Annotated in this window: 8 protein-coding genes; 1 reads left to right on the plus strand and 7 read right to left on the minus strand. The window is 62.9% G+C overall.

Annotation, left to right across the window (positions count from 1 at the left end; genetic code table 11):
- Positions 1 to 122: 122 nt before the first annotated feature.
- From M5B42_RS06070 to M5B42_RS06100, 7 genes are all read right to left on the minus strand, one after another.
- Positions 123 to 1,034 (minus strand): transglutaminase family protein, encoded by a 912-nt coding sequence (locus tag M5B42_RS06070; protein ID WP_103495665.1) that lies wholly within the window; start codon positions 1,032 to 1,034, stop codon positions 123 to 125.
- Positions 1,034 to 3,520: a circularly permuted type 2 ATP-grasp protein gene (locus M5B42_RS06075; RefSeq protein WP_248745283.1), complete on the minus strand. Its 2,487-nt coding sequence runs from the start codon at positions 3,518 to 3,520 to the stop codon at positions 1,034 to 1,036. Before M5B42_RS06075 ends, M5B42_RS06070 begins: the two co-directional genes overlap by 1 nt.
- An 88-nt stretch (positions 3,521 to 3,608) precedes the next feature.
- A complete protein-coding gene (locus tag M5B42_RS06080; protein ID WP_248745284.1) occupies positions 3,609 to 6,884 on the minus strand; it encodes a transglutaminase family protein in 3,276 nt (1,091 codons plus the stop codon).
- A gap of 182 nt (positions 6,885 to 7,066) precedes the next feature.
- The gene (locus M5B42_RS06085) at positions 7,067 to 7,525 is read right to left on the minus strand and encodes a hypothetical protein (RefSeq protein WP_177098574.1); all 459 of its coding nucleotides are present in this window, start codon (positions 7,523 to 7,525) and stop codon (positions 7,067 to 7,069) included.
- A complete protein-coding gene (locus M5B42_RS06090) occupies positions 7,525 to 7,980 on the minus strand; it encodes a hypothetical protein (protein WP_248745285.1) in 456 nt (151 codons plus the stop codon). Before M5B42_RS06090 ends, M5B42_RS06085 begins: the two co-directional genes overlap by 1 nt.
- On the minus strand, positions 7,977 to 8,897 hold the full coding sequence (locus M5B42_RS06095) for an NAD synthetase (RefSeq protein ID WP_248745286.1): 921 nt from the start codon (positions 8,895 to 8,897) through the stop codon (positions 7,977 to 7,979). Before M5B42_RS06095 ends, M5B42_RS06090 begins: the two co-directional genes overlap by 4 nt.
- A gap of 322 nt (positions 8,898 to 9,219) precedes the next feature.
- Positions 9,220 to 11,523, minus strand: coding sequence for a YgiQ family radical SAM protein (locus M5B42_RS06100; protein ID WP_103495682.1), 2,304 nt, complete (start codon positions 11,521 to 11,523; stop codon positions 9,220 to 9,222).
- A 251-nt stretch (positions 11,524 to 11,774) separates the two neighbouring features.
- Here M5B42_RS06100 and M5B42_RS06105 point away from each other — a divergent pair, with 251 nt between their 5' ends.
- Positions 11,775 to 15,455, plus strand: coding sequence for an SET domain-containing protein (locus M5B42_RS06105; RefSeq protein WP_248745287.1), 3,681 nt, complete (start codon positions 11,775 to 11,777; stop codon positions 15,453 to 15,455).

Raw genomic sequence — 15,455 nt, forward strand, 5'->3', positions numbered from 1 at the left:
GCGCTCGACGCCAAACTGTAGGAGCCGGGCTTGCCCGCGAAAAGGCCCTCAAAACCGCCAAAAGCTTCGCGAGCAAGCTCTGCTCCCACAGGTTCCGTAGCGTTTTCGAAGTCATATCCGGCTTAGCTGACCGACCGCCCCACATCCCCCATCGGCATCACCGTCACCTGGACTTCCGGGTCATGGTTGCCGCCCCCCAGAATCACCCCGCGCAACGGCGACACATCGGAGAAATCCCGGCCCCAGGCCAGGGTGATGTGCTCCAAGGCCGGCTGCACATTGTTGGTCGGATCGAAATCCACCCAGCCCGACACCGGACAGAACACCGACACCCAGGCATGGGAGGCATCGGCACCGATCAGGCGCGGCTGGCCGGGCGGTGGCTGGGTCAGCAGGTAGCCGCTGACATAACGCGCCGCCAGGCCCCGCGAGCGCAGGCAGGCGAGCATCAGGTGGGCGAAGTCCTGGCAGACCCCGCGCCGCCGCTCCAGCACCTCCACCAGCGGCGTGGCGACCTGGGTCGCCTCGGCATCGAAGGTGAACTCGCTGAAAATCTTCTCCATCAACGCCTGGACCCCCACCAGCAACGGACGCCCGAGCGGGAAACAGCTCTCGGAAAACTCGACGAAGCTTTTCTTCAGATGCACGTAGGGCGATTCGAAACGATAACGGCAGGCTTCGAGAGTTTCCGGATTCAATACCTGGCCGCTGTAGGTCAGGGCGTTGCGTGTGTCATCCCAGGCGGCGGACAAATTGAAGTCCACCGCCGGCCGCGCCAGCACCTCGACATTCAGCCAGGCATTGACCAGCAACTCGTCATGGGGCCGCTCGAACGCCAGCCGGGTCAACGGATTGCCGAACACATCGAGCTCATCCCGGCGGCTGGTGGGCTCGGGGCTGATCTTCAACATCTGCTCGCTGCACACTTGCCAGTCACAAGCCCGCGGCCACAGGTGGGCGAGTTGCTGGGCCAGGGACACCGGGCTGTCGTAGTGATAGTGGGTATCGTGGAAAATCTGGTAGAGGGCACTCATCACACGGACACCGTCTGCTGGCTGACATCGTCGACATGGGCAAAATGCCGCAAGGCCAGGCGATCGGAGACCTGGCCGCTGGCATCGGCGACTTCCTGCAACAGCTCGGCCAGGCCGTCGAGCACATCGCGCACGCCGGTCTCGCCGAACAAGGCGCCTTCCAGGTTGCCGAGATCGAAACGCCCCAGGCGCTCGACCAACTGGTTCAGCCCCAACTCCCGTGGGACGCCGAAGTCATCGTTCAAACGGCGCAAGGTGCGGCTCACCAGTTTCAGCTGGAACAGCACCGCATGGGGGTTCTGCTCATCCAGCAGCAACAGGTCGAGCACCGGGATCAGCTGCGGCACCGCCAGGTAGCGCGAACGATAGGTGATGCTGCTGTTGCCCAGCTCCAGCAACCACTCCAGCCCGGCCTGATCGAACACCGCGATGCCGCGCAGGAAGGCCGCCAGGCTGCTGCTGAGAAACTGCAGGCGCTCGATGCGCCGACCGATCATCAGGAAACGCCAGCCCTCGTCGCGGGTCATGTCGTCCAGGGCAAAGCCGGACAACGCCGCCAGGGACATGACCAGGCGGTTGAGGAAGTCCAGCAGCTCGCCCAAGTTCGGGTCTTCGCTTTCCAGGCTCAGGGCTTCGCGCTGCAACTCCACCAGCGCCTGCCAGTTTTCCCGCGACAGCTTGCCGCGTACCTGGGACGCCGCCCACTGCAAGCGCTGCAGATTGGAGCGCAGACTGAACGGCCAGTCATCGCCGAGCAGGGCCGCCAGCAGGCGCTCGGGCAATTCGCCCTCGTCCGGCAGCAGCATCAGGCTTTCGCCAAGCTCCACCGCCGCCTGCAGGGCCTGGGGATCATCGCCGTCGACATAACGCGCCAGCATGATCCGCAACAACCGCGCGCTGTCATCACAACGCTCGCAGTAGCGGCCGAACCAGAACAGGTTTTCCACCACCCGCGACGGCAGGTAGGGATCGCGTCGCACCAGGTCACGGACCCCGAGGGAACGCTGGGTGCGCCATTGCTCACCGCTGGGCGTGCGCTCGCTGAGCACCCAGGTGTCCTTGCTCGCACCACCGCGCTGCATCGACACCACCTCGGCGTCAGCGTCGGCAGCCACCCGCGTCAGGCCACCGGGCAACACCCGATAACCCTCGGCGCTGGCAACGGCGTACACGCGCATGCCGATAGCCCTCGGTTGCAGGGCGCCCTCCTCGGCTTGCCAGATCGGTGCCTGGGACAACTGCGCCAACTCCTGGGCGACATAGGCGTAAGGCCGTGCGCGTATGCGCTCGGCCAGGGCCTGGCGTTGTTCGTCATCAAGGTCACGGCCGAACACCGGGACAAAACTCTGGGACGGAAACGCCGGCTTGATCAACAGCTCAGGCAGTTTTTCCAGGGCCTGGGCCAGCACCGGCGGTTCGCCGCACCACCAGGTGGCAATGGACGGCAGGATCAGTTCTTCACCGAACAGATGCTGGTTGATCTTCGGCAGGAAGCCCAGCAAGCCGGGAGACTCCAGCACGCCGCTGCCCAGGGCATTGGCCACCAGCACCCGGCCCTGGCGCACCGCCTCCAGCAGGCCGGGCACGCCGAGGGCCGAGTCGGTGCGCAGCTCCAGCGGATCGCAGAAGTCGTCGTCGAGCCGGCGCATGATCGCGTGCACCCGCTGCAAGCCGCTCAGGGTCTTGAGGTAGACCGTGGCGTCGCGCACCGTCAGGTCGCCGCCTTCCACCAGCGGATAGCCCAGTTGGCGCGCCAGGTAGAGGTGTTCGAAATAGCTTTCGTTGAAACGTCCCGGGGTCAGCAGCACCACCAGCGGCGCCTCGGCATCGCTCGGCGCCTGGCGTACCAGGGTTTCCTGCAGGGTGCGGAAGAACCCGGCCAGGTGATGTACCCGCAAGTCGCGGTACAGATCGGGAAAGGCCCGCGACACAATGGTGCGGTTTTCCAGGGCATAACCGGCCCCGGAAGGCGCCTGGGTCCGATCCGCCGTGACCCACCAGCGACCGTCGGGCGTGCGCGCCAGGTCCACGGCGAACATGTGCAGGAAGGTCCCCGCCGGTGGCTGGATGCCCTGGCACGGCCAGAGGAAATTGTTGTGGCCGAAGACCAGCTCGGCGGGCAGCAGGCCGTCGCGAATCAGGGTTTGCGGGCCATAGAGATCGGCCAGCACCGCGTTCAGCAGCCGTGCACGCTGGGCAATGCCCGCTGCCACCCGCTGCCATTCGTCAGCGGGGATGATATGCGGCAACAGGTCGAGTTCCCAGGGCCGGTCGGCGCCCTTGGGGTCGGCATAGACGTTGTAGGTCACGCCGTTTTCCTGGATCTGCCGGGCCAACAAGGCCTGGCGCTGAGCCAGTTGTACAGGCGTGCTGCGTTGCAACTGGTCGATCAGCGGCCGCCAATGCGCACGCACGGCGCCGCCGTCGTCCAGCAGTTCGTGATAGGTCCCCGGTGTCAGCGGGTAGCGGTCAAGCAGGTCGGGCATGGAAAGCTCGGCAGACGGCAAGGGCAATCAAGGTTAACGCAGACAGATGGCGCACGGATACGCGAAAACTCCGTGCGCCCTGTCAGATTTATGTGTGTCGCAAGTCCAATGTCATCGGCAGTTCGTCGTTGATCTTCAACGTCGGAACCGGCAGCGTGCCAGGACTGTGGCCGAGGCGGAAGAACCGCGCCATGCGCCGGCTTTCCGCTTCGTTGGCGTTCACCGGCAAGGTCTCATAGTTGCGCCCGCCCGGGTGGGCGACATGGTACTGGCAACCGCCCAGGGAGCGATGCATCCAGGTGTCGAGCAGGTCGAACACCAACGGCGCATGAACCGGGATGGTCGGTTGCAGGCAGTTGGCCGGTTGCCAGGCGCGATAACGCACGCCGGCGACAAATTCGCCGACCCGCCCGGTGGGTTGCAGCGGGACCGCCACGCCGTTGCAGGTCAGCAGATAGCGTTGCGGCGCCAGGCCGCTCAACTTGACCTGCAGGCGCTCCAGGGACGAATCCACGTAGCGCACCGTACCGCCGACCGCGCCCTCCTCGCCCAGCACATGCCAGGGTTCGAGGGCCTGGCGAACTTCCAGCTCGATGCCGTTGACCGCGTAGTCGCCGACTTTCGGGAAACGGAACTCCAAGTGTGCGGCGAACCACTCGGCGCGCAGGGGATAACCGGCGGCGTTGAGGTCGACGATCACATCGGCGAAGTCCTGTTCGATAAAGTGCGGCAACAGGAAACGATCGTGCAGTTCGGTGCCCCAGCGCGCCAGCTTGGGCGGTGCATAGGGCTCGCGCCAGAACCGCGCCACCAGCGCCCGCAGCAACAATTGCTGGGTCAGGCTCATGCGCGCGTGGGGAGGCATTTCAAAGGCGCGCAGTTCCAGCAGGCCCAGGCGCCCCGTGGCACCGTCCGGCGAGTAGAGTTTGTCGATACAGAACTCGGCACGGTGGGTGTTGCCGGTCACGTCGATCAGCAGATTGCGCAACAGCCGATCCACCAACCAGGGCGGGCATTCCTCGCCCGGTTGCGGCATCTGCGCGAAGGCGATTTCCAGTTCGTACAGCGAGTCGTTGCGCGCTTCGTCCACCCGTGGCGCCTGGGAGGTCGGGCCGATAAACAGCCCGGAGAACAGGTAGGACAGCGACGGGTGATTGTGCCAATAGCTGATCAGGCTGCGCAGCAGGTCGGGACGGCGCAGGAACGGCGAGTCCGCCGGCGTGGCGCCGCCGAGAACAAAATGGTTGCCGCCGCCGGTGCCGGTATGGCGCCCGTCGATCATGAATTTCTCGGTGGTCAGGCGAGTCTGGCGCGCCTCCTCGTAGAGGAACTCGGTGCGTTCCACCAACTCGTCCCAGGTGGCGGACGGCTGTACATTGACCTCGATCACGCCCGGGTCCGGGGTGATCCGGAAGTTTGCCAGACGCGCATCGTGGGGTGGCTCGTAGCCTTCCAGCAACACCGGGCAATGCAGTTCCTCGGCGGTGGCCTCAATGGCGCTGACCAACTCCAGATAGTCTTCGACCCGCTCCAGCGGTGGCATGAACAGGTACAGGCGCCCGCCCCGGGCTTCGGCGCACAAGGCGGTGCGGGTCAGCCAGGCGGCGGACTCGTCGATCTTCGGCACCCGCTCTTCGCTGACCACGGGCTCGCCGTGGACCTTGAGGGCGGCGGTGTCCGGCAACTCGGGCAGATCCTGGTTCGGATCGGTCGGGTGCACGAAGGGATATTCCGCCGCCGTCACCCAAGGCTGGGACGCCAGCGGCAGGCGATAACCCAGCGGCGAATCCCCCGGTACCAGCCGGCAATGGCTGTCCCGCAGGTACCAGCGCCCGCTCTGCCAATGGTCATTGGCGGCGGTGCGGGCCAGCGGCAGCACCTGGCCGATGACCTTGTCCAGGCCCTGGGAGAACACCTTGCGCAGCCGCGCGCGCTCCAGCTCGTCATCCAGTCGTGGGTCCGTGGCCGTGACGTTGATCGGCAACTGCCCCTCGCGCCACAGGTAGTAGAAATTATCCTCGTAGGCCGGGAACACGAAGCGGCTCGGCAGTTTCAGACGCTCGGCAACACTCGCCAGGAAACGCCCGGCCATTTCGCCGTCGGCACCGTAATCTTCCTGCTCATCGGCGATCAGCGCGTCGTTATGCCAGATCGGCACGCCATCGCGGCGCCAGTAGCTGTTGAGCGACCAGCGCGGCAACTGTTCGCCCGGATACCACTTGCCCTGGCCGAAATGCACCAGGCCTTGCGGGGCATACCGCTTGCGCATGCGCTGGAACAGTTCGGCGGACAGCCGGCGTTTGTCCGGGCCCAGGGCGGCGGTGTTCCACTCGGCGCCGTCGGGATCGTCGATGGAGACGAAGGTCGGCTCGCCGCCCATGGTCAGGCGCACATCGCCTTCGAGCAGATCGGCATCAATTTGTCGGCCCAGGGCCTGGATCGCCAGCCATTGCTCCTCGGTGTAGGGCTTGGTGACGCGCGGCGCCTCCCAGATCCGCTCCACCGACATTTCATGGCTGAACTCGCACTCGCAAGGTTCCACCAGGCCACTGATTGGCGCCGCTGACGACGGATCGGGACTACAGGCCAACGGAATATGCCCTTCCCCGGCGAACAGCCCGGAAGTGGCGTCCAGGCCGATCCAGCCGGCACCCGGCAGATAGACTTCGCACCAGGCGTGCAGGTCGGTGAAGTCGACCTCGGTGCCGGATGGGCCGTCGAGGGCTTTCACATCGGCGGTGAGCTGGATCAGGTAGCCGGAGACAAAACGCGCCGCCAGCCCCAGGTGACGCAGCAGTTGCACCAGCAACCAGGCCGAGTCGCGGCAGGAGCCGGAGGCGTTGACGAGGGTCTGCTCGGGCGTCTGCACGCCCGGCTCCATGCGGATCAGGTAGCCGATGTCTTCGCTCAGGCGCTGGTTGAGGGCCACGAGGAAGTCCACGCTGGGCAACGGCGTGCGGTCGATGCCGTCCAGGTAGGCCTGGAACTTGGGCGTCAGCGGCAGCTTTTCCAGATAGGGCGACAGCTCGTGCTTTTCATCGGCGGCGTAGGTGAACGGGATTTTCTCGGCGTAGGGCTCGAGGAAAAAGTCGAACGGGTTGAACACCGCCATCTCGGCGACCAGGTCGACCTCGATGCGCAGTTCCGTGGTTTTTTCCGGGAACACCAGCCGCGCCAGGTAGTTGCCCTGGGGGTCCTGTTGCCAGTTGATGAAATGCTGCTCGGGCTGGACCTTCAGCGCATAGGACAAAATCCGCGTGCGACTGTGGGCCGCCGGACGCAGGCGAACGATCTGCGGACCGAGCTCGATGGCGCGTTCATAGCGGTAATGCGTGACATGGTGCAATGCGACATGGATCGACACGGCGTGCCTCCTGCGAGCCTGGGCTTATACCTGTGCGCGCAAGACTTATGCCACTTGGCCAAGTCCTGCGCTTTCGGCGTGAGTCGTGCTCGCTCAGCTAAGCACAGCACCAGAATGGCGCCAGCCTGAGGGCGTAGTGCAGAGAGTCGCACAGAAACGGGGCGAATGGTCGAACGACGTTCTCAGCGTGGTTTGCGCCGGGCCTTCAGGGCATTTTTCAGGGCTTCGCGCTGGTGGCGAATATCGACGAGCTTGCTGCGCATTTCGCGGTGGCGCTTGCTGTTGAGCAAGAGCAGCCCCAGCAGCGGAAACAGCACAGCCAGTGCATAGATGACTTTATGCGGACGATCCTCGAGGGTCGGCAATACGCTCAACAGGCACACCACCAGCACCACGACCAATCCCCACACCCACTGCGGCCTGCCGCGCACCACCATGAAATTGCAGTGCACCACGACCAGGGTTATCGCCACGCCACCCAGGAAGGACCAGGTCGCTTGTTCACCCAGTGAGGTGCCAGGGAAATAAAAATCCGTCATCAAGGGAATAGCGCAGGCCAGCGAGGCCAACGCCGCGAAAATACCGCCGATGAAGGTCGGGAAATAGCGCGCCAGGAAACGTGGCAGATCCACCAGGAACATCAGGCTCTACGCCGTGCCAGAGCACGTCGCAGCGTCTCCCGCTGCTGGCGGATATCCACCAGTTTGCGACGCATGTCCCGCTGGCCCTGGCTGTTGAGAAACAGCAACCCCAGCAAGGGGAACAACAACGCCAGCCCGTAGAGACCCCGATGGGGGTCATACGTGATCATCGGCAGCACGAACAACAGGCAGGCCACGAACACGCCAACCAGCAACCACACCCATTGTGGCCGGCCCCACAGGACCATGAGGTTGCCATGGACGATCAGCAGCGTCAGTACAGCTCCCATCAGGAGGATGTACATCCCACTGTCGGCCAGGGGCAGGTGCTCGAAGTAGGTCACGAAGGCCAGGACGACACACAACCCCAGCGAAAAATAAGCCGCAAGGATCCCGGCGATAAACCCGAGAAAGTGTTCGCGGAAAAAGCCACGCAGTGTCAGCTCCTCGCTCACTCGTCGAACTCCTCGTAGAGTCCCACGGCGATGGTTTTGACATTGCCGGACAAGGCGCTTCCGGTCAGGCCGATGGCCGCACCGAGGGAGTCCTTGATCTGGGTGACCGTGCCATGCTTGAGCTGCGTGGTGGTATAGCGTTTGGGCAACTCACCTGCCAGTTGCCTGAGCTTGAGCATCTTCGACGTCATCCGCGGGTCGTTGATGCTGAGCAATTCCTTGGTCAGCTTGGACCGCTCTTGCCGGTTCAGGCCACGCAGCACCTCGCGCAGGGTTTTCCCGGTGGTGGCCCTGGCGATCCGCACCAGCTTGATGGTGGTGAGGGCGGAAGCGCCAACGCCCACCAGCGAGGCCGCGTCGAGGCCGATGGACGCGTTCTGGTACCAGGCTTCGCTGTCCAGCCAGTCATTCACTTCAGGCTTGGCAATCTCCAACCCCGTGCGGACAAGACCGTTGACGCACTGCAAGCTGCTGGCACCGGCGGCCGTATAAGCGATGGCAACCACGACCCCGCTGGCACCCGCGGTAAAGGGCACCAGGACGCTGCCACTGGCGATCACCACCCAACTGATCACCGCCCCCGCGCACGACAGCGTAGTGTTCACCGCCTCCATCGCCAGACGCGATTCACGCGGATTGCTTTGTACCTGCTGGGCGAACTGCGTGGGCGCGATGTACTTCTGCGCCTCGCGCAAGATGATGCGCTTGGGCTGGATACTGCAGATCGGCTGGAATTCGCGCAGGGTGACGACGTTGAAGTCGGCGTCGATATAGACCACGCCGGCCCCGACGATGCCAGGGTCGGCATCAATCGCCGCAAAGAGCTTCGGCAGGTTGATCTGGCTTTCGATACGTTGGCGGGCGAGGAATTGCGAGGGGCTGGAATCCATGCCGATGCCAGGGAGCGGGTTGCTCACAGGTGTTCATCCTTGAGAAGACTTGCGTCGGGTGACGTGGGAATCGCGCCACCTTAACAAAGGACTCAGGGTCCCACTAGAACGCAAAAGGCCATCATTCAGGACGCAAGCAAACCCTTGCAGGAGCCTGGCTTGCCTGCGAAGAGGCTCGAAAGATTGCCAAAAGCTTCGCTGGCAAGCCAGGCTCCTACAGATTCATGTCGTACGCAAAATCTGTATTCGACGCTGAACTGTAGGAGCCGGGCTTGCCCGCGAAGAGGCCCGAAAGACTGCCAAAAGCTTCGCTGGCAAGCCAGGCTCCTACAAGGACCGCATCATCCAATCAGCGCGGCACCACCGGCTTGCGGGTCGGCTTCTTGCCTTTGCCCTTGGCTGCGTCGGAACGCTCCTTGGCGGCTTGCTGGTTGCGGGCAAACGCGGCGGCCTTGGCCTGTTCGCGTTTGTCCCAGGCATTGCCGCCATCGCTGCCACGGGGCGGCAGGCCGGTGTGCTGGGTGAGGATCTTGGTGGTCGTGTCCTTCGCCACCTTGTGGCTGCCAGCCGGCGTCGAGTTCTTCCGGCGCGCGCTCTGGTAGCTGTCGGTCGCCGGCTGGTGCAGCGGAATCAACTGGTCCTTGCCCGGCCCGATCAGGTCGCCACGGCCCATGCGCTGCAACGCCTCGCGCAGCATCGGCCAGCCCTTCGGATCGTGGTAGCGCAGGAACGCCTTGTGCAACCGGCGCTGCTCCTCGCTCTTGACGATGGTCACCGCGTCGCTCTTGTAGGTGACCTTGCGCAACGGGTTCTTGCCCGAGTGGTACATGGCCGTGGCGGTGGCCATCGGCGACGGATAGAACGCCTGCACCTGGTCGGCCCGGAAGCCGTTGCCCTTGAGCCACAGCGCCAGGTTCATCATGTCTTCGTCGGTGGTGCCCGGGTGCGCGGCAATGAAGTACGGAATCAGGTACTGCTCTTTCCCGGCTTCCTTGGAGTACTTCTCGAACATGCGCTTGAACTTGTCATAGCTGCCGATGCCCGGCTTCATCATCTGGTTGAGCGGACCTTCCTCGGTATGCTCCGGGGCGATCTTCAGGTAGCCGCCGACGTGGTGGGTCACCAGTTCCTTGACGTACTCCGGCGACTCGACCGCGAGGTCGTAACGCAGGCCGGAAGCGATCAGGATCTTCTTCACACCCGGCAAGGCACGGGCGCTGCGATACAACTGGATCAACGACGAGTGGTCGGTATTCAGGTTCGGGCAGATGCCAGGGAACACGCACGACGGCTTGCGGCACGCGGATTCGATTTCCGGGCTCTTGCAGGCAATGCGGTACATGTTCGCGGTCGGACCGCCGAGGTCGGAAATCACCCCGGTAAAGCCCGGCACCTTGTCGCGGATCTCTTCGATCTCGCGAATGATCGACTCTTCGGAACGGTTCTGGATGATCCGCCCTTCGTGCTCGGTAATGGAGCAGAAGGTACAGCCGCCGAAGCAGCCACGCATGATATTTACCGAGAACCGGATCATGTCGTAGGCCGGGATCTTCTCCTTGCCATACGCCGGGTGCGGGACACGCTGATAAGGCATGCCGAACACATAGTCCATTTCTTCCGTGGTCATCGGAATGGGCGGCGGGTTGAACCAGACATCGACATCGCCATGCTTCTGCACCAGCGCACGGGCGTTGCCCGGGTTGGTTTCCAGGTGCAGTACGCGGTTGGCGTGGGCATAGAGCACCGCATCGCCACGGACCTTTTCCACCGACGGCAGGCGGATCACGGTCTTGTCGCGGGTCATGCGCGGGCTGGCCAGGATCTGCACGACCTTGGCTTCCTGCGGGTCTTCAACCGGGCCCTTTTCCTGCTCGATGGCGCAGGCCTGGGTGTCCTGGGTGTTGACGTACGGGTTGATGATCTTGTCGACCTTGCCCGGCCGGTCGATGCGCGTGGAGTCGACTTCGTACCAGCCCGCCGGCGTGTCGCGACGGATGAACGCGGTGCCGCGCACATCGGTGATGTCTTCAATCTTGTGGCCGTAGGACAGGCGCTGGGCGACTTCGACAATCGCCCGCTCGGCGTTGCCGTAGAGCAGGATATCGGCGCTGGCGTCGATCAGGATCGAGTTGCGCACGCGGTCCTGCCAGTAGTCGTAGTGGGCGATCCGGCGCAGCGAAGCCTCGATGCCGCCGAGGACGATCGGCACATGCTTGTAGGCTTCCTTGCAGCGCTGACTGTAGACCAGGCTGGCGCGATCCGGACGTTTACCGGCCAGGCCGCCTGGCGTGTAGGCGTCATCGGAGCGGATTTTCTTGTCGGCGGTGTAGCGGTTGATCATCGAGTCCATGTTGCCGGCCGCGACCCCGAAGAACAGGTTCGGCTCGCCGAGCTTCATGAAGTCGTCCTTGGACTGCCAGTTCGGCTGGGCAATGATCCCGACGCGGAAGCCCTGGGACTCCAGCAGCCGGCCGATGATCGCCATGCCGAAGGACGGATGGTCAACGTAGGCGTCACCGGTGACGATGATGATGTCGCAGGAATCCCAGCCAAGCTGATCCATCTCTTCCCGGCTCATGGGCAGGAAGGGCGCGGGCCCGAAACATTCGGCCCAGTACTTGGGATAGTCAAATAACGGCTTGGCTGCTTGCATGGCGATGACCGGTGTCGAGATGAAAATTCGCGGGCGCGGAATATAGCACAAATTTTGATCAAGTCCGACGATAACCGTCGGGTTTTACCCGCGCCCATCCGCCGAGCACAGGCCGACAACTATCTAGTGCAGCCATACATCCACCTTGTCGTTAGCTGGAGCCTCAAAAACCCGGCAAGGCTACCGTCATGATTCCATCCCCTCCCCCGCTCCCGAACCAACAGTCTCATTTCGAGGTGATCAAAGATCATTTGCCCCCCTGGCTGCTCCTGGCTTCCCGCGAACAACGCGACGCCCTGCGCCAGAGCCTGATAGCCAGCAGCAATTCCCGACATGAAGTCCGGCAGATGATGGCCAAACTGCAATCGCCCGTGCAATTCGTCAAACCGTTGCTGGAGCACGCCATCACCGTCAATTTCCAACTCACCCTGGATGTCGAACAGGCGACTTTTGTTCACGAGCATAAAAACGACTATTTCTTCGGATTGATATCGGTCCAGGGCACGACCACCGAGCAAACGCTTCTGTCAGCGGCCCTGCACAATTTCGACGAATCGCTGGCCAGCGCCGAGGCCTTCGGTGCCGGCTCGGGGATTTACCTGACGTCTGGAGCCCGAGACGGCAAAACCCCGATCAAACCCGAGGAGTTCGCCCTGGTCTGTCGCAACCTGGACTTCGGCAGCCTCTATCAGAGTCACCTGCGTTCTATTCTCTCGGAGCCAGCCCAACCCGATGGTGCTGTCGACAGCAGCACCCAGGATGCGTTGATCAGGAGTTACAAGGACGCCTTCGCCGTAGCGATACACTTGGCCATCCTCCAGCACGAGATCTCGGTCGCCTCCCACCGGGTGCTGCTCGACGTACTGCAGGATCGTTATGTTGTCCGCTATGGCACCCAAGCCTGCTCGCTGCTCGAGTTCCTCGGCATGGACGTCAGCGAAGTGCTGGTGATCGGCCTGGACGCCGAAGACGGGACAAATCCGTGCATCGTCTACATACCGCAGGACCCGATCCGTCCCCTGGCACGCTACGGCTCAATCAAGGATTTCGAAGACGAGTTGAACCGCCGGCTGCTGTCGCCCGGCTACCGGCAGTTCTTTTCACGATTCCTCCCGCTCAGCCATCAGGGAAAGCTGCTCGACCAGATGATCAGACGGGCCCTGCGGCAAAAATGGGCGCCGAAGACCGGTCCCGTTCCTTGGCCCAATCCGGTGTTTCTGGCGCTGCACCCGATCAAAGGCAACGTATTCAAAAGCCTGCGCGACCGGCGCGTGCGACAGATCGAGCGACATGGGCGGGAGGTTGTGGTCCCCACGGCGGATATCGATACCCAAGCCCGCCAAGAACTGCGGGAGGCCTACGCAAAGGCCGGCTTCAGTGCCTTGCTCCTCGCGGCATCGTTCATCCCCGTGATAGGCGACATCCTGCTGATCTTCACCGGGGCACAGTTGATCCAGGAGGCCTATCTGGGATTCGATGCCTGGCGGCGAGACGAAAAGGTGGAAGCCCTCAACTACCTGATGGACGTCGCAGAACAGGTCGCATTCATGGGCGCGAGCGCGGGCGCCGTCAAGGCCGGGCGCTTCGTCAACTCGTTGCTTCCCGTCAAGCTGTCATCCAATCGATTTGGCTTGTGGAAAGAGGACCTGAGCCCCTATCGCCAATCCCTTGAACTCCCTGAAACACTGCTCCCCGATGAACAGGGCCTGTACCACTATCAAGGCAAGCACTACCTGTCGCTGGACGAACAACTCTATGAGGTCGGCACTTTCGGGCCCCCGTCCGGGTGGTCCATTCGCCATCCCGACGACCCATGGGCGTATTCACCGCCCTTGCTGCAAAACGGCAGCGGGGCCTGGCGTACCGTGCATGAAAGACCACAAGACTGGAGCGACCTGAAGCGGCTCAGGCGCTTGGGCCCGGTCGCAACGGGTACCCAACCCGAAGATCTGGCGCCGATCCTGCACGCCAGCGCCAGCGATTCGAACCTGCTGCTTGAACTTCACCGCGAGAACCAGGCGCCGCCGGCGCAATTGATCGACACCTTGAAACGCTTCCAGCTCGACCGGAAACTCCAGCATCAGCGATTGCTGGGAAGCCCCCCGGACAACGACAGCGCTGCCCTTTCCCTTACCTCCAGGCAACACACATCGGAACAATTCGAGGACCTTTATCAACAGAGCGAACAGATCGAAGGCCCCTTGCCCGAGCAGATCCGCCAGGACTTTCCGGACCTGCCGAAAAGTTATGTGCAAGCCATGGAGAAATCCATCAGCCCTGCCGAAGCCCGGCAGATCCTGGACCAGAAAGGCCTGCTGCCCTATCTGAAAGACGAAGCCGAGCTCTCCCTGCAGAGCGTGGATACCGCCCGACTCCATGAGGGCCTTTATCTGCACACGACCTTCAATCCAGACTCGGACCTACTGGCGTTCCAGACCCTTGAAGCACTGCCGGGCTGGTCGGGCAACGTTCGCCTGGAACTGTATTCGCAGACACTGGTCGAACCGCCTGCCGCCAGTGTCGGGAATGACAGCGCGACGACCGTCAGGCGCCTGCTCCGTGAAGGTTCACGCTATCGGGTCTACGACGCCGACGGCGAACAGATCCTGGCCCCGAGTGACCTCTACTCGGCCATCGGGCAAGCCCTGCCCGAAACCGAACTCGACAACCTGGGCTTCAGCGGTCCGAATCGAAACAACGTCCTCAAGCAATCGCTGGCTCACAGAATCACCCAGTTGAGCACTTCGCCGGTGATCGTACGGCGGATTCCTGCCTCGCTACGCTCACGGTCTTACCCACCCGGCAACGCATTGGATATTCACTTCGCACAGGAAACATCACCGAGCGACCTGACGCCCATCGGCGATGGCCTTTATCGGGGTGCCCTTTCCCGACACTACATCGAGGAAGAAGGGCGCTATTACCAGGTCGAGTCTTCGGATCTCGGCTGGAAGCTGATCGACGCCCGCAATCCTTTCCGCTGTTATCGCCCGGTGCTGCAGCGCAGGGACGGGCACTGGGAAATCAACACCGCCATCGGCTTGAAAGGCGGTGCCCCAGGTCCGGGACACAGCAAGATCCAGCTTGTGGAGAGTGAAACGACCATGGTGTCGGCACTTGAGTACGTCAAACCAGAGCCCTTCACCCGCGAAGACCTGCTGCGCATGAAAGCCATCAAGTCCTATCAGCGCCAGCCCAACCGGATGGGCGAGTATGACCGCGTGAACAATGGCCGCTATCCCTTGCGGGACCTGTCGGGTAACCCGTTGCGCATCAGAAAAATCCAGCACATGAGCGAAATCACCGACTCGGGAGTGCGTTACCAGGCCAAGGACATCCTGCCTTACTTGAAATGGGAGAACCATGAAGCGGTTGCCCAGCTCTACGAGGAAAAGCTGCTGCTGCGCCAGTTCACCGCGGAGGATGCCAAGTTTCCCCAGGAAAGCAGCATGATCGGCCAAGCCATGGTGGTGGCCAGAAGGCCGTTGAAAGCCGGGGAGGCCATCGGCGTGTATGGCGGTAACTTCATCCCGTTTCACGTCAGCAATGCCCGTCGCGATCCGTTCGTGATCGATGTGCTGCCCGGCCCCCTCCCCGACAAGCCGACATGGGATCGGCTGGTGCTGACGGGGGACAACATCATTTCACGCATCAATTCCATTTTCGAATACGAGGGCCGCCTCCCGGTCCGGCAAGCCGGCAGCGGCTACAACGTCGAAGGGGCAAGCTTTCCCGTCGATGTGGAGATCGCCGAGGGGCGTCTGGAACCCTTCGTCCTGAGCGGCTTTTTTACCACCCGGGACATTCCCGCCGATGAAGAGCTGCGCTGGAATTACGGTTATAGCGAAGCGGGGACGCGCATCACCTTCGCCGCGCCCGAGACGAGCCTGGAAACCCCAAGCCCCAGCCAGCCACCGTCAAGCCAGGAATGA

The organism is Pseudomonas sp. MWU12-2037 (assembly GCF_023242345.1).
Classification (GTDB): Bacteria; Pseudomonadota; Gammaproteobacteria; order Pseudomonadales; family Pseudomonadaceae; genus Aquipseudomonas; species Aquipseudomonas gingeri_D.